This is a genomic window from Gelidibacter maritimus, from assembly GCF_014062315.1.
Taxonomy (GTDB): domain Bacteria; phylum Bacteroidota; class Bacteroidia; order Flavobacteriales; family Flavobacteriaceae; genus Gelidibacter; species Gelidibacter maritimus.
Map to the genome: position 1 here is coordinate 513,524 of NZ_JACGLT010000001.1, position 21,265 is coordinate 534,788.

The 21,265-nt window shown below is 35.5% G+C and carries 14 protein-coding genes and 2 pseudogenes; 8 read left to right on the plus strand and 8 right to left on the minus strand.

The features are described from left to right. The first annotated feature begins 9 nt into the window (after nucleotides 1–9). The 3 genes and pseudogenes from H3Z82_RS02165 to H3Z82_RS02175 all read left to right on the plus strand — a co-directional run bounded on the left by H3Z82_RS02165 (nucleotide 10) and on the right by H3Z82_RS02175 (nucleotide 3,756). A complete protein-coding gene (locus tag H3Z82_RS02165) occupies nucleotides 10–927 on the plus strand; it encodes a hypothetical protein (protein ID WP_182202227.1) in 918 nt (305 codons plus the stop codon). Nucleotides 928–939: 12 nt separating this feature from the next. Further along, a complete protein-coding gene (locus H3Z82_RS02170; RefSeq protein ID WP_182202228.1) occupies nucleotides 940–2,304 on the plus strand; it encodes a BACON domain-containing protein in 1,365 nt (454 codons plus the stop codon). A gap of 253 nt (nucleotides 2,305–2,557) precedes the next feature. Next, nucleotides 2,558–3,756, plus strand: a pseudogene (locus tag H3Z82_RS02175) (IS256 family transposase). 641 nt (nucleotides 3,757–4,397) lie between these two features. On the opposite strand, the gene H3Z82_RS02180 reads toward H3Z82_RS02175, so the two are convergent. Further along, a complete protein-coding gene (locus H3Z82_RS02180; RefSeq protein ID WP_182202229.1) occupies nucleotides 4,398–4,625 on the minus strand; it encodes a hypothetical protein in 228 nt (75 codons plus the stop codon). Nucleotides 4,626–4,847: 222 nt separating this feature from the next. Here H3Z82_RS02180 and H3Z82_RS02185 point away from each other — a divergent pair, with 222 nt between their 5' ends. Beyond that, nucleotides 4,848–5,078, plus strand: a complete 231-nt coding sequence (locus tag H3Z82_RS02185) for a helix-turn-helix domain-containing protein (protein ID WP_182202230.1) — start codon at nucleotides 4,848–4,850, stop codon at nucleotides 5,076–5,078. 166 nt (nucleotides 5,079–5,244) lie between these two features. Next, nucleotides 5,245–5,394 (plus strand): annotated as a pseudogene (locus H3Z82_RS19795) (Fic family protein); the annotation flags it as partial. Nucleotides 5,395–5,802: 408 nt separating this feature from the next. On the opposite strand, the gene H3Z82_RS02190 reads toward H3Z82_RS19795, so the two are convergent. Next, nucleotides 5,803–6,117: a HipA N-terminal domain-containing protein gene (locus H3Z82_RS02190; RefSeq protein WP_182202231.1), complete on the minus strand. Its 315-nt coding sequence runs from the start codon at nucleotides 6,115–6,117 to the stop codon at nucleotides 5,803–5,805. Between the two features lie 420 nt (nucleotides 6,118–6,537). Further along, on the minus strand, nucleotides 6,538–8,070 hold the full coding sequence (locus H3Z82_RS02195) for a Fic family protein (RefSeq protein WP_182202232.1): 1,533 nt from the start codon (nucleotides 8,068–8,070) through the stop codon (nucleotides 6,538–6,540). A gap of 298 nt (nucleotides 8,071–8,368) precedes the next feature. Here H3Z82_RS02195 and H3Z82_RS02200 point away from each other — a divergent pair, with 298 nt between their 5' ends. Next, a complete protein-coding gene (locus H3Z82_RS02200; protein ID WP_235982269.1) occupies nucleotides 8,369–11,350 on the plus strand; it encodes a DEAD/DEAH box helicase in 2,982 nt (993 codons plus the stop codon). Between the two features lie 380 nt (nucleotides 11,351–11,730). Here H3Z82_RS02200 and H3Z82_RS02205 read toward each other — a convergent pair whose 3' ends face one another. Together H3Z82_RS02205 and H3Z82_RS02210 are read right to left on the minus strand one after the other, a co-directional pair. Further along, on the minus strand, nucleotides 11,731–12,186 hold the full coding sequence (locus H3Z82_RS02205) for an FKBP-type peptidyl-prolyl cis-trans isomerase (RefSeq protein ID WP_182202233.1): 456 nt from the start codon (nucleotides 12,184–12,186) through the stop codon (nucleotides 11,731–11,733). Between the two features lie 416 nt (nucleotides 12,187–12,602). Next, the gene (locus H3Z82_RS02210) at nucleotides 12,603–13,100 is read right to left on the minus strand and encodes an SgcJ/EcaC family oxidoreductase (protein WP_182202234.1); all 498 of its coding nucleotides are present in this window, start codon (nucleotides 13,098–13,100) and stop codon (nucleotides 12,603–12,605) included. A 440-nt stretch (nucleotides 13,101–13,540) separates the two neighbouring features. Here H3Z82_RS02210 and H3Z82_RS02215 point away from each other — a divergent pair, with 440 nt between their 5' ends. Continuing rightward, nucleotides 13,541–14,755, plus strand: coding sequence for a serine hydrolase domain-containing protein (locus H3Z82_RS02215; protein WP_182202235.1), 1,215 nt, complete (start codon nucleotides 13,541–13,543; stop codon nucleotides 14,753–14,755). 335 nt (nucleotides 14,756–15,090) lie between these two features. On the opposite strand, the gene H3Z82_RS02220 is transcribed toward H3Z82_RS02215, so the two are convergent. After that, nucleotides 15,091–16,362 (minus strand): amidohydrolase family protein, encoded by a 1,272-nt coding sequence (locus H3Z82_RS02220; protein WP_182202236.1) that lies wholly within the window; start codon nucleotides 16,360–16,362, stop codon nucleotides 15,091–15,093. A gap of 289 nt (nucleotides 16,363–16,651) precedes the next feature. After that, a complete protein-coding gene (locus tag H3Z82_RS02225; RefSeq protein ID WP_182202237.1) occupies nucleotides 16,652–18,358 on the minus strand; it encodes a potassium channel family protein in 1,707 nt (568 codons plus the stop codon). Nucleotides 18,359–18,856: 498 nt separating this feature from the next. Between H3Z82_RS02225 and H3Z82_RS02230 the strand changes: the two genes are divergently transcribed. Then, nucleotides 18,857–20,584, plus strand: a complete 1,728-nt coding sequence (locus H3Z82_RS02230; RefSeq protein ID WP_182202238.1) for an alpha-L-fucosidase — start codon at nucleotides 18,857–18,859, stop codon at nucleotides 20,582–20,584. A gap of 43 nt (nucleotides 20,585–20,627) precedes the next feature. On the opposite strand, the gene H3Z82_RS02235 is transcribed toward H3Z82_RS02230, so the two are convergent. After that, entirely contained in the window at nucleotides 20,628–21,086 is a 459-nt protein-coding gene (locus H3Z82_RS02235; protein WP_182202239.1) for a COG2426 family protein, read from the minus strand. Between the last annotated feature and the right edge of the window lie 179 nt (nucleotides 21,087–21,265).

A 21,265-nucleotide genomic window follows, 5' to 3' on the forward strand; every position in this document is an offset into this window, starting at 1 on the left:
AGAATAAGAATGAAAATAATAAGAGTTATAACATTCATTTGGTGCGGGTTTGGATCATCCTATGCTCAGCAGGATTTAATTAATACGTTACAAAAGCAGGCTATTACAAACGATAGTTTGATTAAAGTAATTAAAAATTATGAGCAATCAAATAATGAAAATCAAGTAACACTTCGACATTTATTGGATACAATAAATAATCTAAAGTCAGATTTGTCTAAATTGAAAAATTTAGAAACTGAAATGAACGAATTAGAAAAATTTATCAAACTAAAAACAGATTCAATATTTATACTTAAATCAAATATTACCGATAAGGACGTGCAATTGATAACTCAAGAACAAATTAATATACAGAAGATAAAAGACGTAAAGGAAAATAGTAAGAATGTAATGATAACAAGAGTAGTAGATAATTATAAAAATAGGAATTTTGAGGACTTAATAAAATCATCTACTCTACAATCCATACTAAATGATAAACAAATATTAGGACCTTCTAAAGATATAGAACCACTCTTATCTGACTTAGAGAAATACTTTAGTATAACCAAGTTGTTTCAAAGTACGTTTAACAACGCTAAGATTAAAGATGCTCAAAATCAATTTAATCAAATACAACTAGAATCATCATCAATCGACAAACTCAGAAATAAGGTTGAAAACTATCAAGCACTTAATGATGGACTAAAAGAAACTATTGAAAAAATTATGACTTTGGATGGACAAGAATCAGTAGCTAGTATGTCAAAAGAAACTCAAAATAAGAAGCTTAGTAAAATTCTGATAGAAATTTCTTATTACATATTTAATTACGACATCAACTTGTTAGATTATCCCTACCTGTCGGATGTAATGTTTGAAATTATCAAACGTAAGACTCCCAATCCAGATGCAGATATTTCAGATTTATTAAAAAAATTATAATAAAAAAATAGTATGAAAAAGATTATAGTATTAGTTATGATTTTTGCTACTGCAACCTCCGTCTTGGCTCAAACACCTTTAGTGGCAGGAGATAATTGTTTTGACAATGGTGATTATGTATGTGCTCAAAAGAAATACCAAGATGCGATGGACACAGCCTCTGGAAGAGACAAACAAATAGCTGAAATTAGATACTCACGAGCAAATTCATGTAATAACTGGCTTACTGTGGCTAATAGAGCTTTTAATAATAACAGTTATGAATCTGCAAAGGAGAATTACCAATGGGTTTTAAACGAAAATCCAAATGATAACTATGCCAAATCACAATTAGAAAAATGCATTAGTGCGCTTAAAGCAGTGATAAAATTAAGCGTATCTAAAGAAAGTTTAACCTTTTCACCTTTAGGTGGTATGGATCGCATTTTTGTTAATACTAATGCAACTTCTTATTCTGTGCGTAACATACCTTCTTGGTGTACAGTACAAAAATTCGACAGTTATTTTGATATTACTTATACACCCAATACTGGTATTAGTCCCCGAACAGGTTTGTATAAGATTACAGCGGGCGATAAAGAAGTAGAAATATACGCGTCTCAACCTGTTCCTCCAAAAAAGCAGGAAATAACCTTGAGTGTTTCAAAAGAAAATATACGTCTTAATGAGGTTGTAAAATCTATAATAATTGATGTGAATACAAACTCGAGCGATTACCAAATAACAAATTTGCCTTCATGGTGTAGGGTTAAGAGTAAATATCATAATTGGTTTTCTCTGGAATGTGAAGCAAATTATAACTCTTACTCACGCGAAGATTGGTTCTATGTTAACGCTGGAAATAAGAGTGTTAGAATAAATTTACATCAGTCGGGATCAACTAAAAAAAGTTCATTTCCAGTGAAAAAGAGAAAAGAAAAATCTATTAAACGCAGTTTAGGTTCATTTTCGAGTTTAGGAATTCAAAGTGGTGAAATTGCTTATTTAGGCTTGCTTTATGAATCTGGAGGTCGAAGAACTGTTGGGTTTCATATTTCGGCAAGGACAAGTTTAATAACGGAAAATAATATTTGGAATGGAGGAGAGCCAATAAACAAAACCGAAATTCAATTAGGACCAAACTTTAAAATTTCAAAAAGACTGTATTTAAACATAGGAGGCGGCTATGGGCACATTGGGGACGTTGATTCAATCACTAACTTTGATAACATGGAAGAATTAGGATATTATGTTGGAACGGCAGGGTTAATGATTCGTCTCAGTAGAGTTGTAAATATTAACGGAGGAGTATCATTTATGAATATTGATAAGGATTTTGATAATCCAGAAATAACTTTTGGTATTTCTTTTAATTTAAAAGGGAAAAATAGATATTAGTCAACTGGTCTGATAACTTAGGAAATGGGAAGTAATATTATTTAATTAATTAAGCAAAGATGTTTACCGTAATCAGTTTTATGTAGTTATTACAATAATCATAATCAATTAAAATCGTGAAAAATTTACTTCTCAATTCTTATTGTTCGTTTTTCTTATAAATACAGGACACTGTACCAAAAAGTGTGTAAGTAGAAAATTCTACTTGGGTTAGTCCAAGCAGAATTTTTTTACATTTAATATTTACACATTTATGGAAACCAAAGATTTAATCCCAGATGAGTTTTTCAAGAAGTTCAAGACCGGAGAAGAACTACATAATTTTTTAAAAGATCTACAGAAACGCGGGATCGAAAAGATGCTTGAAGGCGAGCTCGATGCCCATTTGGATTACGACAGGCACAATTTAAGAAAAAACGACAACTCGCGTAATGGCTACACTTCAAAGAAGATCAAAACCAGTTACGGTGAAGAAGACATTAAGGTCCCCAGGGATCGTGATGCCAGTTTCAACCCAATGATCATACCCAAGAGAAAAAGTATGGTAGAAGACATTGAAAACGTTGTTATTTCGTTATACGCCAAGGGGATGTCTGTGTCGGACATTGAAGAACAGATCAGAGAAGTCTATAATTTTGATGTCTCCTAGTCCACAATTTCCCGTATAACCAATGCTATCACTTCAGATATTGTGGCATGGCAAAATCGTCCCTTGGAACCTGTTTATCTGATTGTCTGGATGGATGGGATTGTTTTTAAAGTAAGAGAGGGATCCAAAGTGATCAATAAAACAATTTATATCGCAGTGGGCCTGAAACGCGATGGCCGCAAGGACGTCCTTGGTCTATGGCTTGGCAAAAATTAATCTTCTTCCTTTTGGATGAGTGTTCTCACCGACCTGAAAGCCTGTGGAACAGACGACATCTTAATCACAGGAACAGATAATCTAAATGGGTTTACAGATACGATCCGAACTGTTTTTCCCGAATCCAAAACGCAGATCTGTGTCGTACATCAAATCCGAAATACGTGTAAATATGTGGTATGGAAAGATAAAAAACAATTTACCACGGATATGAAAGAGATTTATAATGCTCCCACAAAACAGTCCGCACAGGCTGCTTTAAAAAATGACTTTGCAGCTAAATGGGAACATAAATATTCCTATGCTGTCCAGAGCTGGAGAAACAACTGGGAAGACCTCACTGTTTTCTTTGAGTTCCCTGTGGACATTAGGAAAATCATCTATACAACTAACCTGATCGAGAACCTGAACGGAAAAATCAGGAAGTACACCAAGACAAATTAACCTTCCCGACAGACGAGGCTGTGATGAAATCAGTATATTTGGCAGTAAGGGAAGCGACCAAAAAATGGTCTATGCCAGTCAGAAACTGGGGAGTGATTGTTGATCAGTTTTTGATACTTTACCAAGAAAGGGTTAGAATTTAATAAAAAAAACTAACCCGAGCTAATTTTTGAACTTACACACTTTAAGAGACAGTCCCCTAAAAAAGGTAAGTGCTCTCTCTCTCTCTCTCTCTCTCTCTCTTTCTCATAAATATTTAAGCTGTAATATGAAGTCGTCTAGAAATTAGAATCGGTTTTTATGACCATCTCAGCTATTACCGCTCCATGCTGCGAAAAGCTTCATTACGGGCAAAACGCTTTATTAAAAAAGCCTTGGTCCCAACTTCAAAGTCTCCGATTTCCATTCCACTTACCTACTCATTTCCGAAAAAAGTCGGGAAGCGGGCAAACTCCATTACAACCTTCAACTTTTGGTTACTTCAGTTCGATTTATGCCGGTGATGTCGGTTGCATAGTGCTAGGCATTTCGATTCAAACTATGACACTTTTGCCTGTGGGTTAAAAGCTTATAGCGGTTCGGTTTGTGCCACTTTGAAAGATCAAGTATTAATTACTTTATCACTTAAAAGAATGCGATATGGCCAACACACTTGATCTAATGGGCTTAAAATAATTCATTTCTTTACATATTAATGGATATAGCAATCAAAAAATAGGTGCTTGCCTAAGAATATTCTGCAACACCTTAATCAATTAATATTCGGCTGTTCCGAATTTGGTATTTAAGAAAACCATTTCAATTCATGATTACAATCCATAAAATGGATAGCTAAGACCAGCCTATAGTTAGCTATCAAATCAATTTGCAAAAACAATTTATAATTTTCTTCTACATCAGCTATTTCAGGAGTGGATAGTCGTTTGAATTCTTTTTCTTTGGCTCGATTTGAGAGTGTGCCTTTATTTTGTTCCAAGAATCTAACCAATAAAGCAACTATGTCATCTGGCATTTCGAATATATTGTCCAAATACGACTTGAAGTCTTCATATTGAGTATAATGAAAATTGTACGTTGTTCTTATAATTGCTAATTGAATGATGTTGTGAGTTATATACGAGACGTATCTAGTCAAATCATAATTTATTATCAGGGTGTAGCCAAATAATTTTTTTCGATAAGTCAGGCAATAGCCTGACAAGACACTTGATTATATCAGGTTAAAACCTTATTGATGAACAAGAAAAGATCGCAAATTGAACAATTTGCTCGCAAGCTTAAAGGATTTGGAGAAGAAGTCAAAGTCAAACAACCCGCTATTGGCTGGCTCAAAACGGTAAGAGTCTCCTTAGGAATGTCGCTACAGCCAGTCGCAGTTAAATTGGAGATTACAAAACAAGGTGTCCAAAAGCTTTCCTTTAATACCGCTCACTTATTGAACTTAAAATCTATCGTAATTATTTAATTACACAACGATGGTAATTTTCATACCTAAAATAAAAACAAGGGTAATTTTTAACCATTTTTACCCTTGTTAATAAAAAGAACGTCATCATTACTCGTGTTTAAAATGAAAAAATTCGATAAAACATACCTTATAATAATCTTCCTCTACTACTACCAAAAGACAATTTTTAATTGACGAAAAATTAGGTACACCAAAAACAGTTGGTAACTACCTAATGGCATTAGAAGAAGCAGGTTTTCTAATTTCTGAAAAAGTGGGTAAAGAAAAACTATATCTCAATCATCGGTTAATGGCTGCTTTAGAAGCGTCTTAGTCAAATCCATTATAAAAGCAATACAGCTATTCCCGATAAACCTACCAGTCATAAACAGAAGTTTTATTTAACAGAAGAGGGGAAAGCGTTTAATCGACTATGACATATACCGAATTTATGATATAGTTTTTATAAATAGGATAATTCTTCAATTTTGAATTATTCGTTATGCTTGTTCACAATAAATGACTGTTCATGAATGATGAACATACTAAGAAAGTGAACGACAGGGTGTAGGTGAATAAGGCGATTAGAGCTTAATTGCGTCCATTCAGGAATGGTTGAAGGTGGAGCAGAGAATATGCTAGTATCTAAAGATAACTATGAAGAAACTTTTTATACGCTAGAAGCTTTGTATTTGGCTATTTCAGAGTGATGGTGCGACCTGTTTCATATGGATTAGGAGATCTATTCATCCTCGCTTAATTTAACCGTAACTGCTCCTACCAAATTATTGCCTTTAGCAATTAGTTGAGAGAAGTAATCATTTTTATCAAATTTTGTAATACGCAATAACCCCTCTAACATGGTGCCTTCTGGTAAGGGGCCTTCAATAAAGGGAGGGAAGGATGTATAGCTGTATTTTTTGTGTCTTGTTGGCATGGTCAATGAAACAACTGCACCTTTATAATTATCATCATATTCAAAACTATAACCTCTATCAGATAGTTCAGTTAAAATCCCAGCTCTTTTTCCGTGGACAAATATGATTGCTCTTCTCATGATGACTTAATTAAATGAACCTCTAAATTAGCGTGGTTTTGGGAGTAGGCAAACAAAATTGTTTGCATTTAGTTAATTCGGTTCCAATTGTGCCACTTTTGCCTGCGTGGTAAAAGCCTATCGCGGTTCGATTTGTGCCACAGTTCGATCCGGCCCGCTGTACCGACTTTGAAAGATCAAGTATTAATTACCTTATCGCCGAAAAGTATGCGATATGGCCAACACACTTGATCCAATGGACTTAAAACAACTTATTTCCCTATATATCGATGAGTTCAGCAATCAAAAAACAGATGCTTCCCTAGAATATCCCTCAACACGTTAAATAATTAATTTCCGGCTGTTCCAGATTTAGTATTTAAGAAAGCCATTTCAATACATAAACTAAGTTCAGCCTATAGTTTTCAATCAAATCAATTTTCAAAAAATCAATTTATAATTTTCTTCTATATCAGCTATTTCAGAAGGTGATAGTTGTTTAAATTCTTTTACTTTGGCTCGATTTGAGAATATGCCATTATTTTGTTCCAAGAATCTTACCAATAAAGCAACCATGTCATCTGGCATTTCGAATATATTATCCAAATATGACTTGAATTCTTCATATTTAGTCAAATAAGTAACTTCATTAGGGATGATATTAATGATAGTGTCTTTTACACAATCGTACAAAAATTCAGCTTGTTTTGTGGCATCAAAGTATCTGTAGAAATCTATGGTATTGTTGGTTACTTCTATATTATGGTCTTGGGTTTCTTTCCATTCCATAAAATCCAATAACGGGGCCGAATAATTTTCCAAAACTTTTTGATAATCCGATATATGGTTCAAAATAGAGGCAGAGACTGGAAAAATCAAGCCTTGATCTGAAAAATCCTTTTTTGATAAAACATGATGTATTAAATATCTATGGATACGACCGTTACCATCAACAAAAGGATGTATAAAAACAAAACCAAATGAAATAACTGCCGCCGCCAATACTGCATCCGTTTCATCATTTAATAATAAATTATTGGTGGTAATTAGACCGTTCATTAATTGTTCTATATCTTCGGTTTTAGCAGATATATGATCTGGCACAGGAGAAAATGAATCGCTATCGCGCTCACCAATAAAGCCTCCCTTTTTACGGTAGCCCATTTCTACAAAACGCGTGTTCTCAATGACTATTTGTTGTAAACGTTTAAATTCGCCATGACTTAAGTTATGCATGCCAGCTTGCCCGATAGCTTGTCCCCATCGTGCTGCACGTTTGCTTTTTGGACTCTCTCCTTCAATAGTAAAAGACGCTTTTGAGTCCTTTAAAAGTAGAAATGCAGAAGCTCTTTGCAAAACGCTTTTGCGTATGCCCTTTAAATAGTTGTTTTTTTGAGTAGATAAGTTTTCAGAGCGGTATTTTTCAAGTTTGGGTGTTTTACGAATTAAGGGGCAAAAATCGACTGTTCCGGGCAAGTTATTAATAATTCGATGTCGAGATGAACGTTCCCCATCGGTTAAGGAATATTGCAATTTTTCATCTACTAAGGGCACATAATTTTTAATTTCTAAATTAGGTATCGGTAATTCTTTTTCTAAAAGCCATTCATATAAGAACCATATTCTGCGTGTATACTGTCCAGTTCCTTCAATACTCAAAAGTTCTACGACCTCATTTTCTGGAAGGATTTCAAATAATTTCTTAAAAAAGAAAAGATTAATTCCTTCATTTTTTAAGGCAAAAACTAAATGCTTATAGAGGGTATCGTCAAATTGAGTTTTGTTTGAATAAACGATCCATTCGTTTTCGCGATAATTTCTTCTTTTTTCGCTTATTAGAGATAAGCTTTCGGGTAAAGGCATTGCTAAATTAAAAGCTTCTATGAGTGCGCCATAGCCCACCAAAGTGCCAGTTTCTGGAGCTTGAAGACCTCGGAAAATAGCGGTTTTAATTGAAATGTTGGTGGTTTTCATAGTTCCTAATTATAATTTTTTGATGGTAAAACAGGTTTTATGCAGTATAAACAGGTAAAAAGGTGTTTGATTTTGGAAAAATGGGTTTTGTAAAAATAGGTATTAGTTTGGAATAGTAGGTATAAAACTATTAGGAATAATAGGTAAAAATAAACTATAGTCAATTTAAGCAACTTTGGAAAAAGTTGATATTTGATTTTTTTATCTTCACAATAAATTATCTTAGTGGAAGGGGTTTTCAAGAAGTTCTTTCCATTTAGGAGTAGGTTAATTTTAGTCATTTTGAAAAAATATGTAAATGAAACACGAATCTCAAATAAATATCTTCTACGATCTCTTTCGGGGGCGGGAAGATGTCTTTGCTGTTCGTTGGGAAAAGTCAGGAAAGTCGGGATATATGCCATCCTATCAGTATGACCCTTATCACTATCGTTTGCATAAAATGAACGGTGGCACTTTTGCAAGTTATTCACACAAAACATATTTACCGCTCACGAATCATGAAATCCAAAAACATTTGAATGGAGCTCAGCAAATCGGAGTTTATCCATTGTTACAAGATAATACCTCTTGGTTTTTAGTAGCGGATTTTGATAAACAAAACTGGAAAGAAGAAACCGTAAATTTCTTAAATGCTTGCAAGGAAAAAAATGTACCTGCATATTTGGAGCGTTCACGTTCTGGAAATGGTGGACACGTTTGGATATTTTTTGACAGTTCTTATCCTGCAATTCGAAGTAGAAAAGTTTTTATTTCGATATTAGAACAATCCGGAGCTTTTTCAATGTTTGATAAAAGTTCGAGCTTCGACCGATTATTTCCTAATCAAGATTTCCTTTCGGGAAAAGGCTTGGGTAACCTGATTGCTTTACCATTTTTCAAACCCGCAATGGAAAATGGGAATAGCTGTTTTGTCAATCCTGAAACTTTTGAGCCGATACCTAACCAATGGCAATTTTTGAATAAAATTGAACGAGTTTCTATTGAAGTGTTGGACAAATTATTTCAGGAAATTTCAACAAATCAAAACTCACCAATTAACTATCTGGCATCCTGTGGAAATCCTAAAAGCCATAACGGAAAACTATCCATCACACTTCAACTAAATATCCGTATTCAAAGAGATGGATTGAGTACTCCGTTAATCAATTTTCTGAAAGAAGAGATGAATTTTGCCAATTCGGAGTTTTTCGTCAAGAAGAAGTCAGGCAAAAACACGTTTGGAACAGAGCGTTATTTTAAACTTGTTGAAGAAACAGAAAATGAAATTATCATTCCAAGAGGTTTTGTCGGGAAATTACTTCGGTTTTGCAAAGAGCAAAATTTGGATTTTAATTTTCAAGACCATCGAAAACTAAAAGAGGAAATTACTTTTACATTCAATGCTATCCTACGAAGTCATCAAGAAAAGGCTATTGAAGCTGTTTCAAAAAAAGATTTTGGTATTATCGTTGCTCCGCCTGGTTCGGGTAAAACTATTATGGGTTTGAAAATTATTGCCGAGAAAAGACAACCAGCTTTAATAGTTGTCCACAGGAAACAATTATTAGAACAATGGCAGGAACGGATTCAGGCATTTCTCGGAATTCCGAAACATGAAATTGGTGTTATTGGTCAAGGAAAAGCAAAGATTGGAAAACAAATCACCGTAGCAACCATTCAAAGTTTGCCGAAACCAATTGAGCAAATACAAAATCAATTCGGAACTATTTTGGTGGATGAATGTCATCACATTCCTGCTAAAACATTTCGCAATACCATTGAAAAGTTGGAATCATATTATCTGTATGGATTAACGGCAACTCCATTTAGAAAATACAATGATGACAAGCTGATTTTTATTTTTCTTGGAGAAATAATTTCAGAAATCTCCAGTAATGAAATTGAAAATTTTAGACATGCTCAAATTATTGTCAGAAATACCAATTTGGATGTTCCTTTCAATTCTAGAACAGATAATTTTGAAATACTTTCAAAGATTTTGGTTCACGATTCAGAGCGTAATAAACTCATCCTGGAAGATATAAAAAGCGAGCTTTTTAAAGGAAAACGAATTGCTATTATCACAGAAAGGAAAGAGCATATTGATACGCTTTACCTTTTTCTGAAACTGTCTTATGAAGTTATTACACTAAGCGGCGATGATTCAGACAACAATAAAAAATCCAAATGGCAGGCTTTACAGCAAGGCAATTTTCAGATATTGATAACCACAGGACAATATTTTGGTGAAGGTTCGGATTTATCCAATATCAGTTCCCTGTTTTTGGTGTATCCTTTTTCTTTCAAGGGCAAGCTGATTCAATATATAGGTCGTGTTCAACGTTCGGAAATCAATCCAATAATCTATGATTATCGGGACATAAAAATTGATTACCTGAACAAATTATTTTTGAAACGAAATACTTACTATCGTAAGATAGCCAGAAAAATAAATTTATTTGATGAGCCAACCGAACTTATTCCACAAAGACAAACGTTGATAATCGAAAAGCATATCAAAATAGCTATTGAAAATATAGAATTTGGATATGGAAATGTTAGCTTTGAATACACTGATAAAAAAAGTAATCAGCGATTTGTTTTTGAAATCGAAAACGAAGAATTCAGACCTGAATTTGAAATATTAAAACCATATTTCATTAAGGTTTTGAAATTAAAATCTGTTACGATTCATATTTATTCCGAAATAGAAAACGGTGTGATTTTATCTCAATTAGCAACTTCAACGGATATTGAAAATATCAACAAGGAAATTATAGAGAGTGTAAAGTTTCAATTCTTGAATAAAAGTTTTATAGGTCAGATTCCTACATCAGAACAAAATATTTTAACCGCAGATGAATTACCGAAAAGCCAAAATATTTATACTGATGCTGAAAGCATTTTAGAAGATTTATTAAAAGGAAAACAGTACAAACATTCACAGCATATTCAATTTTTAGCAGACAAGCATGAAAGAGATGTAATGAAACTTCGGTTCGTTTTACAGCCGTTTTCATTTGTTTTTTTGATAGCTGGAGAACAGAACTATCACGTCATTTTAGAAACTTTGGACACCGAAGAAGCAACCTACATTTGGCACACGGACAAAAATAAACCTGTACTGATTGATACTATAAATCAAATCGATAAAGAACTAAACATTATCAGGGAAAGAGGACGCCAAGCCTATCTGGAAACTAATCCACAAGATTTTTCAAGAATAGTTCATGATTATTCAGCCAACAATAAAGGGTTTGTAATTTGGAAAGGTTTAATGGATGAACGAATGGTCTAAGTAGCTGCTAATCTGTACTATTGATTGTATAATAATTTGGAAACGATTTTGAAAAGGAAGAAATTAAGCGCTTCTATAAAAGTACTAGAATTAAAGAAGCACTTATAAATGAAACTCGTAAATCATACGCTATTTATAAAAACAATGAAAACGTTTAATTGATGCCACTGATTGCAATATATATTAAAAAAAACTAATTTCAATTTTTTATTATCCCTAGGTTTCTCTTTAAAAACATACTTCGTACCCCATTTGTAGTCCACATCATCTTAAAGTCCTTGTAAACGCTGACTTTAAAATACTGTATCCACAATTAATACCTGTTTATTCAAAACCTTTTATCCAAGTTTACAAAAACCAATTCAATAAGCTTTCTATATCTAATTCACAGAAATTAAGTGAATATCAAAAATTAGAACTGAGCCACCAGGAATACCACGACGGTCTTTAGGGCCATAACCTAAATGTGAAGGAATCAGTAATTTACCTTTACCACCTTCTTTAAAATAAGGAATTCCTTCTGTCCACCCTTTAATAACTTGTTGTAAACCAAACGAGATGCCATTGGCGTCACTTTGATCAAAGGTATTACCGTTTAAAAAGTAACCTTTATAAGCTACAGTGACATTAGAGGTTGCAGTTGGATGCGCCCCTGAACCAAGCTCATCAATAACATAATACAGGCCAGAGCCACTTTTTTGAGCCTCTAAGTTGTTGTTCTCTATGTACGCTACAATGTCTTCATCATTTTTCTCTCTATAGTCCACGTTATCATCACTATCATTACACGCCGTTAAGATTGCAAATACCAAAACAATTAATCCGAATTTTTTCATAAATATCTATTTTTTTAAGGGCCAAATATAAGAGAAACGAACTAATAAACAGAAACAAATCGGCTTGTAATTCTCGGGTATTTGTACAGCGTAAATTAAAAAGCGAGGCATGTAAGTATAGAACATAATAAAGACCTAATTCTATATAATTTATAACCTTTATGGGCTTTAAATCCTTATTAATGTTGATTTTTAAAATCCTACTGCGGCAAAATAAAAACAGAGCTCTATTTCTCACCTTCGTATGAGTTGCTTATAAGCGTGAATCTTTTCCCGCCAGTGACTTTTAATACCCATTAGTCACCTTGATTGAAAAATCAATATTTTATTCATACCGCGCGGACTTACCTGTCAGATGCGGTCAGACCCAGAGACTAATTGTATTGTCTATGTCTGTTAGTTAGGCTCAACTAATTTCAGGAATCGGTCTTGTTCTTGCCATATTTTTTATAGTTAACAGTGCTATAACTGCCGTCCTCATTTCTTTTAAAAGTTTCCATACCTTCAATCACCTCCGTGTTGTGTGCAGCACAGCACAGCCAATGCTTATCGGTTTTTTGTGCCACAAAAGTGAATTGTTGATGTCTTGGATGGGCGAGGGGTCTTTCTGTAATATCGTCTGTTTGCTCTGATATGGAGGTTCTCGCATGAACAATTGCTATGTCATCCGATAGCATTTTGACATCTGTGGAGATTAACTTCATTGATGAGTGATTAAAGATAACTTTTAAGCCATAGTCGTGTGCTTTGAAAATCCGTTCTTTATTCCGAAACCTTAATCCTGTCACATTTACAAAGTCAGCATCCTTAGTGAATAAGGAAGCTATGAATGATGCGTTATACTGATTCCAGGCTTTTGTAAAAAGTAGTGGAATTTCTTCAGGGATATTTGCTTTTTGATAAGGTGTGGTCATAGAGATACTTGTCTTTTTTAATACGTTGAATTTTAAATCTTACGTTTAACGAAAGAAAGGTAATCTTTATAGATGAAAAAAGTAGAAAATTGGTACATTTTAGTGTTGATAATCATCCGCTAACTTCCATGTGGCCTACCTTTTTTGACCTTTAACATCCTATGCAAATAGTGTAGCATATGAGCTTCAAGCGCAATCATCGAATTCAAGAAGATGGTATATTAAAAAACACTGTATTACTTTCCGACAATTATTAGGAAGCAGCCCGATATGAATTTTAGGAGTAAAGTATACTTCTTATCTTTACACTTATCTTTGGACCTGAAATAGTAAAACCTTTTGTTTATAGCGATATAATATTTATTTCATCGGATAGTAGAAGTATACTCCTAAAAAATTACATATAAAATATTATAATTTACTTTATCAAATTTAAAAATATGATCAATAGAAAAACGTTTTTCATGCTATTGTTAGTGTTGTGTTCACTAACTCTAACTGCTCAAGATTGTTATAGTCCAGATATCAAAGAGACCAATACTGAAATTGCGGACATCCCTGGTGAAACCATGGGGCAAAAACTTGAAAGTTTACTCTTTTGGTCGCAAGAGGAAAAGGAACGTAGATTTCCAATAATGCACAATATATTCCCGAGCATTCCAATTCCTAATGGCAATCACAGCGTATCCTTGAAAACATATAAGAATATAGCTCCAAAATGGGAAGATGAGACGACATTGGCTTCTTATATGAAAGACAATCATGTAAAGGGAGTAATCGTTTTAAAGGACAATCAGATCAGAATGGAAAAATATGCTGATGGCATCCATCCAGAGACACTATGGACGTCCTTTTCCGTAGCAAAATCTGTTTCGGCTATGTTGGTTGGTATCGCTTTAAAGGATGGAGCTATTGAAAGCCTGGAGGATCCGCTAAAGAAATACATCACTGAGTTTAATGGTTTTGACTACGGTGAAGTGACCGTTCGGCAACTGTTGACAATGACATCAGGAATTGATTGGAATGAGGATTATGAAGATCCAAATTCTGATGTTGGGCAAATGTATAAAGCAGATTGTCAAGGTGACGAGTCTCATATTTTAACCTATATGAAGCCGTTAAAATTTAAATATGAGCCTGGAACGCATTGGAATTATAGTACCGGTGAAACTGATTTGGTAGGGATTTTAGTCCAAAAGGCTACCGGTTTAAGCTTAGCGGAATACCTCTCGGAAAAGATTTGGAAACCTTTCCAAATGGAGCATTGTGCCTATTGGCTTGCTGATGAATGCAGCAATTTGAATCTCGGCGGAAGTGGTCTTTCGGCAAGTTTACGGGATTTCGCACGATTTGGGATGCTCATGTTGGATAAGGGTAAGATTGGAAATGAACATATAATTTCAGAGGAATTTATGAACGATGCCACTTCCTTAATAAAACAAGTAAATGATGAGGGGGATGGTTATGGCTATCTATGGTGGCGTTTTAAAGATGGGAGCTATGCGGCTTTCGGAATATTTGGTCAAATGGTGTATATCAATCCCCACAAGAATCTTGTTATTGCCCAAATGGCAGCTTGGCCTAAAGCCGGTTCTAAAGAGCTTACTCAAGGAAGACAGGGCTTTCTTAAGGCTGTGGAGCGCGCTATTGAATAAAATAGACCTTAAGTGTTAGTAGACATTCATGCAATATTATAAGTGATAATTCAGCGACATCCTGATTTATTAAAATACGGATACTAACATTAGGCAGATTTTCAATTAATGTAAGAAAACATTGCTTAAACTATAAACAAATGGCAGTGTTTGTCAAAAAAAAAGGGATGTAAAGCGTTTTTTAAGATTTTCTGAGCTAAAGTCTTTTCCAAAATTTTACTTGGAAAACATTCCATGGAGTAGGAGTGTGAAATCTCCAAAACTAAGACGTCGTTTTTAATTAGGGTTGTATTCAACACTTAAAATTCATAGAAAAGTGGCTTGTCGCACCATGATTAACGGTTTATTTCCTCTCCGCCAATAAATACTTTATGAATGTGCCTTACATTTTTAATATCTTCTAATGGATCGGCATCAAGGATTACAAAATCTGCCCAATGCCCTTGGCTCAACGTTCCTAAATCCTTCAGGTTTAGATATTCCGCAGGAATCTTGGTGGCTGAAACAATTATTTGCATTGGGGTGAGACCGGAATCTGCCATAAGCTCCATTTCCAAATGTTCAAAATACCCCATGAACCTCGTAGGAATACCACTATCGGTTCCGAAAATTATGGGAATCCCAGCATCTGACAAGGTTTTTAGGTTTGACATTGCAACTGGTAGTTGTTTTTTGTAGGTCTGTGCGCTAAGGCTATTTCTTATTTTCAGTTTATATTCGGGATCTCTTAAGGGCCGTACGGTAGCACTGTCATATTCCCTACTAAAAAAAGGATCATCGAAAAAATCACCTTCTTCGCCGTAAATATATGTTGAAAGCTCGCGTGTGAGCGTCGGACAGTAACTTATATTTTTTTCCTTTAAAAGAGCAATAAATTCTGTGTCTACCGGCACGTCCCTCACGCTATGTGCCATCATATCCGAGCCTGCTTCCAAAAGTTTCTTGGCATCTTCGAGATAATACATGTGGGTGGATATTTTATAACCCAGTTCATGTGATCGGTTAATGACCGCCTTATAAACATCTTCGGGCATCTTTTGTATAGTGCCCAAGTTATCATCTACTCGGATTTTCATAAAATCAACGCCCATTTTATGGTTTTTTTCAACTACGGCCAATGCTTCGGCCGGAGTATCGCCGTCAATGACTTCTCCAGCAATAAACAACCGTGCCCTTTGTCCAGCTGTAGTATCGTTTACTGCTCTAAGTGGTTCTGCTTCTATACGTTCGCCACCCAAACTCACTACCGTCGTTACACCATACCTTGCATAGATGGAAAGGTTATCAATAGTGTTTTCATTAGAATAGTGGCCGCCTTCGATTCCTTTTACGTCCCCAACGTGACCGTGGGCATTGATGATTCCCGGGATTATGGTTTTACCCGAAACATCATGAATCTGGGTGTTTTCGGGGATATCTATAGCCTCCTGGCTTCCCACGGCCATAACTCGTCCTTCGCTGAGCAGCAAGGTACCATTTTGGATCGGTGTCTTGCCGCTACCGTCTATGATTACAGCCCCGGTGAAAGCTACATAGGAACTTGTATTGGGCTCTTTTTCCTTGCATGAAATTATTATTACTAAAATCAAAGGGAGTAATCTGCTCATTTTCTGGGTTTTTGATAGTTGTCGTTTGACTAAAGTTAGAAATTATTGGTCGGCTTTCCAAAAGCATGCATAAGAGCATTGATTCGTGGCTATAAATCATCATTCACCAAACTAGTGCTATTATTAGATTGTTGCAACGCAATTGTGATGAACATCATCTTGAAATCCGCAATCAGCACAGGCCATTGCAGAATACATTATCTAAAACCCTGTAAAATACGGAGATGATAGGTTTAAGAGGTATTGATGTGGGACGTTTCCCATACTCTGCCGAATTAAAAAGTGATCATCAATTGTCCTTTACGTAGATCTTATTGAATTTATGTTTCATTTCGATATTACCGAGCATCACTATTTCAGCGCCGTGAGGTAGTACGGTCTGTGCCGATAATAAGGTCTTGACCTCCGATTTTTCTTTTATGGCAATGACCGATAACCCTGTTTTAGCACCAATATCCGATTCTGCAAGCGACTTGCCTTCTAATGATTTTGGGATCGGAATGATAAACAGAGTAAAACCTTCCCCAAGAACGGTGAGCTCTTGGTCTTTAGAAATTGATAAAACGGCTTCTGAGCCTAAAGTAGAGTAGCTCAATACAAAGTTAGCGCCTGCTTTTAATATAATATCAACATTTCGAGCTTCAGAGATACGGCTCACTATTCTTACATCCTTGTTTAACTGGCGACAATAGGAGGCAAGATAAATGTTCATGGTGTCGTCATGGGTTGACAATAATACTGAGGGAGCTTCAAGAATTCCTGCCTTTCTTAGCAATTGGTAATCTGAGGCATCACCCGTATAAACTTTGTTGCAAAATGGTTTTACCTTTTTGCAGACCTCCGGATCCTTGTCCACCACATTAACCAAGACGCCATTTTTATGTAATGATTTAGCTGCTGCCAACCCAACCCGGCCCGCACCAATTAACAATACGGGATGCGGATTTGCAGTGTAATCATGAAAGAGCTCATCAATGTTTTTTAGCTGTTCTTTGTGACCTATGATTACTAAAATGCTCTCTTGGGTGAGCTTTTCATTGCCCGTTATAGGCTGCAATCGGCCACGCTCCCAGATACCCACAATACTGACCCCAAACCTTTGTCTTAAATCCGTTTCTCGGATAAGTTTAGACACTAAAGGGGTGTTGTAGACCGGTAATTCTGCAATCAAGAGATCTTCATATTGACCAATGGCATGAGACTCGGCATGCTGTGTATTGACCCGATTGGCCAATTGTTCACCCAACCATTTTTTTATGGGCAGCACGTGGTCAGCACCACTTAATTGCTGTACATCTACGGATTCGATAAGGGTGGCAATGGAAACAATAGGAACTGTTTCTGAAATTTCCCGAATGGTCAATATGATTTTAGTGTTTAAAAAATCATCTCTATTGATCAAAACCAACTTTGCATCGTTAATATTGGCAAGGGCAAAGGTTTTTTGGTCATCCAATTTGCCAAGCAGTACAGGAATATTTTCATCGTGGTATTTAAGGGCTGTATCAATGTCGTTTTCAATAACAAAATAGGGCGTGTTCTCCTGTTCTAACCGCTCAGCAAGATCTCTGGCAATCATATCATAAGAACATATTAGGATATGATTCTTCGTTCCTGCGGGAACCTGACGAAGTACCTTGTTTTTCTTTTTTGACTCTAAAAGTGGAATGTAAAAGTGTCTGATAAAGGCAAATGGCAAGACTATCATGAGCATAAAAATGCCAGAAAGCAATACAATAATACTGAAAAAACGACCGAGATCGGAGGCAAATGTAATATCACCAAAGCCAAGGGTACTCATGACAGTAAGTGTCCAGTAGAATCCCGTTATCCAAGAGTGATCCTGACCTTCGGACGCCATTATGAAATGAAAAAGAACAGAGTAAATGACGATGACTGCAGCTAAGAGCGCTAAATATTTGAGTAAGATCTTAGAGTTTTTTTTAAAGTCAGTATCTTTCATATAATACGCTAACTGACTACCGATAAATTTCATATTTCGTTTTTTATTAGGGATGGAATAGGGGCATTCCGATTCTTAATCTATACAAATTTATTCATGTTTTGTTGTTCGATCGAGAAGTTTTCCAAATATAATATTCTAAAAGCCCAAGTACGTATCTTTTCAAGAAAAAAAGGAAGCCAATGCATTATGGAAACCCAGCAATAGATAAAAATATTACCTATTTACAATTCACCCTAAAAAAATGAAATGTTCATTTAAAAACGGAATAAACCTTGTTCCGCCCGCTAATAATCGACAGAGGTTAACCAGTAATTGGCATTCCAATATCATTTTTAAATCCTTAGGTCCAGAAGTGGATATACAATATAAAAAATTGCAAAGCTGCGATTTGAGTCACCTTGACATGCTTTTAGTTTTTGAAACATGAAAATTTTTCGAATATAAAGCATCGATTATAAAAAGTGACCGTATTTTTACTCATGATACCTATTTGCTAGGCTAACGGAACAATAAAAATTGGATTTCAATATGTCAGATTTTATTTCAAAATTTATAATCTTCGCGAGTGTTTTCTTATTGATAAGCTCGTGTAATTCGGACCCCTCAAAATCTAATCGTCTAACGGAGTCAGACACGCCCATTATTAATAATAGTTGGGAGGACAATAAGTTTTCTATGTTTATCCATTGGGGTTTATATTCAATTCCTGCTGGAGTTTGGAACGGTGAGCAAATTACGGGCTATAGTGAGCAAATAAAAGGACACGCAAAAATTCCAACTGAAGACTATAGACAGTTGGCAGCACAATTTGATCCCATCAACTGGGATGCTGATGCCGTTGCCCTTTTGGCGAAACAAGCGGGGATGAAATCCATTGTTTTAACTGCCAAACATCATGACGGTTTCTGTTTATTCGACTCAAAACACACAACGTTTGATGTGGTTGATGCCACACCGTATCATAAAGATATTGTTAAAGAATTGGCGGAAGCCTCTAAACGCCACAATCTTAAATTTGGAGTGTATTTTTCTCTGATTGATTGGGATTATGAAGGAGCATTGCCTTTTGAATCTGTTAATAATTCAGATGCCATACCAGCTCTGCATCACCAATACAATTTAAATCAGATTGAAGAATTATTAACCAATTATGGCGATATCTCTGAAATTTGGTTTGATATGGGGTCACCAACTTACGAACAAAGTAAAGAAATGGCAGCATTGGTCAAGAAATTACAACCTGATTGCATGATCAGTGGACGAATTTGGAATGATCAGGGCGATTTTGTGGTCATGGGCGACAATAAGCAGCCTGATTTTAAAATGGGAGTCCCATGGCAAACCCCGGCTTCCATGTTCAATGAAACTTGGAGTTACCGTTCATGGCAGGAGCGTGGTAATGTCGAAGATAAAGTCGCGGAGAAGATCAATGATTTGCTAAAAGTGGTAAGCACGGGTGGAAATTATCTTTTAAATATTGGTCCCAAAGGAGATGGCACTGTGATTCCGTTCGAAAAACAGGTCCTTACAGAGATGGGGGAATGGCTGGAGAAAAACGGCGAATCGATTTATGGCTCACGAGGTACAGCGATACAAGAACAAGATTGGGGAATGATTACCAGCAAGCCTGGTAAATTGTATCTACATATTATCGATTTTCCTGAGAACAATAAATTAACAATTAAAGGTATCGATATAGAGGTCAAGAGCGCTTATCCACTTTCGGACAGCTCAATGTTTTTAAAAGGTGAAATGACGGATGCAGGCTATGAATTGGATTTGACCAATCAATTGCCTAAAGATAAATACGCTACAACGCTTGTCCTCGAATATGAGAAGGGGTTGACAATTATTCCGACTCAGGTTATAGTAGCAAATACAAACAAGGAAATTCGTCTGACCAAAGACAATGCTGAGAAATACCACAGCTACAGCGGACATGATTATTATTCGACTAAAGCAACGGTGATCAACATGAAATGGTATTTGAAAAATGATTCGAAAGAACCATCTGAATTGAAAGTTGTATTTGCCGCTCGGAAAAACAACAGTTATAAACTCGTTATAAACAATGAGGAACATACAGTCTCATCACTAAATTATGACAACCATCACGAGCGCAATTTATACGAGTTGACCATCCCTGCTGTAAATCTCAGCAACGAAAACCTAAATGAAATAGAATTACGTTTGTTAGATCCATCAAATCCACACCAAGGGTTGGCAATTGAAGAACTGGAAATTATTATAAAATAAAATTGAGGACACTCAATCTTATTTGGTTTTGAAGAATTGCGTATTAATTAAACCCATTCATGGCCGCAATAGTGGTAGCCCATACAATGACACATGAAATAAAAATTCCAATGGAATTTGCCAAAAAAACTTGTTTTTTCTCCAGCCCAAATAGATAACCAGCAATTGTGCCTGCGTAAACTCCAGTTCCTGGAAGTGGGATCAATACGAAAATCATAAGACCCCAAAATCCGTATTTTTTCACATTGTTTCCAGCGCCTACTTTGGCTCGTCGCGCCACAAAAATGGCCGCTTTCTTATAGTAATACCATCTGATAAAATAGCGATTGATAACATCAAGAAAGAAAATCATTATAGGAAAGACCAACAAATTGGCCAAGAAGCAAAATAAGAAGGTCACATAAATATCTACCCCCTTCAATAGCGCGTAAGGAATGCCCACTTTAGCTTCTCCTAAAGGTGAAACACTCCATAGCATGGCAATAAATAAGTCGGAAATCATTCTTTTAAAATTTGGTGCGGCAAAATTAACTCATTTTGAGACCTATAGTCGGTAAAATTGTATTAAAATTTCGCTAAAAATTCATCTTAACTACTTCCACAAAGTTTTAATGTCTCGAGGCCTGCCCAATTGTGCCGGTCTTTCAGATTTCGGGGTTGTTGATTGCGAAACATCATATC

Bases quoted from the DNA above. Each gene is read 5' to 3' on its own strand.
- H3Z82_RS02210 (WP_182202234.1), bottom strand. From the start codon at position 13,100: ATGACCACACCTTATCAAAAAGCAAATATCCCTGAAGAAATTCCACTA.
- H3Z82_RS02170 (WP_182202228.1), top strand. From the start codon at position 940: ATGAAAAAGATTATAGTATTAGTTATGATTTTTGCTACTGCAACCTCC.
- H3Z82_RS02180 (WP_182202229.1), bottom strand. From the start codon at position 4,625: ATGCCAGATGACATAGTTGCTTTATTGGTTAGATTCTTGGAACAAAAT.
- H3Z82_RS02200 (WP_235982269.1), top strand. From the start codon at position 8,369: ATGAAACACGAATCTCAAATAAATATCTTCTACGATCTCTTTCGGGGG.
- H3Z82_RS02165 (WP_182202227.1), top strand. From the start codon at position 10: ATGAAAATAATAAGAGTTATAACATTCATTTGGTGCGGGTTTGGATCA.
- H3Z82_RS02195 (WP_182202232.1), bottom strand. From the start codon at position 8,070: ATGAAAACCACCAACATTTCAATTAAAACCGCTATTTTCCGAGGTCTT.
- H3Z82_RS02185 (WP_182202230.1), top strand. From the start codon at position 4,848: ATGAACAAGAAAAGATCGCAAATTGAACAATTTGCTCGCAAGCTTAAA.
- H3Z82_RS02220 (WP_182202236.1), bottom strand. From the start codon at position 16,362: ATGAGCAGATTACTCCCTTTGATTTTAGTAATAATAATTTCATGCAAG.
- H3Z82_RS02225 (WP_182202237.1), bottom strand. From the start codon at position 18,358: ATGAAATTTATCGGTAGTCAGTTAGCGTATTATATGAAAGATACTGAC.
- H3Z82_RS02215 (WP_182202235.1), top strand. From the start codon at position 13,541: ATGATCAATAGAAAAACGTTTTTCATGCTATTGTTAGTGTTGTGTTCA.
- H3Z82_RS02230 (WP_182202238.1), top strand. From the start codon at position 18,857: ATGTCAGATTTTATTTCAAAATTTATAATCTTCGCGAGTGTTTTCTTA.
- H3Z82_RS02235 (WP_182202239.1), bottom strand. From the start codon at position 21,086: ATGATTTCCGACTTATTTATTGCCATGCTATGGAGTGTTTCACCTTTA.
- H3Z82_RS02190 (WP_182202231.1), bottom strand. From the start codon at position 6,117: ATGAGAAGAGCAATCATATTTGTCCACGGAAAAAGAGCTGGGATTTTA.
- H3Z82_RS02205 (WP_182202233.1), bottom strand. From the start codon at position 12,186: ATGAAAAAATTCGGATTAATTGTTTTGGTATTTGCAATCTTAACGGCG.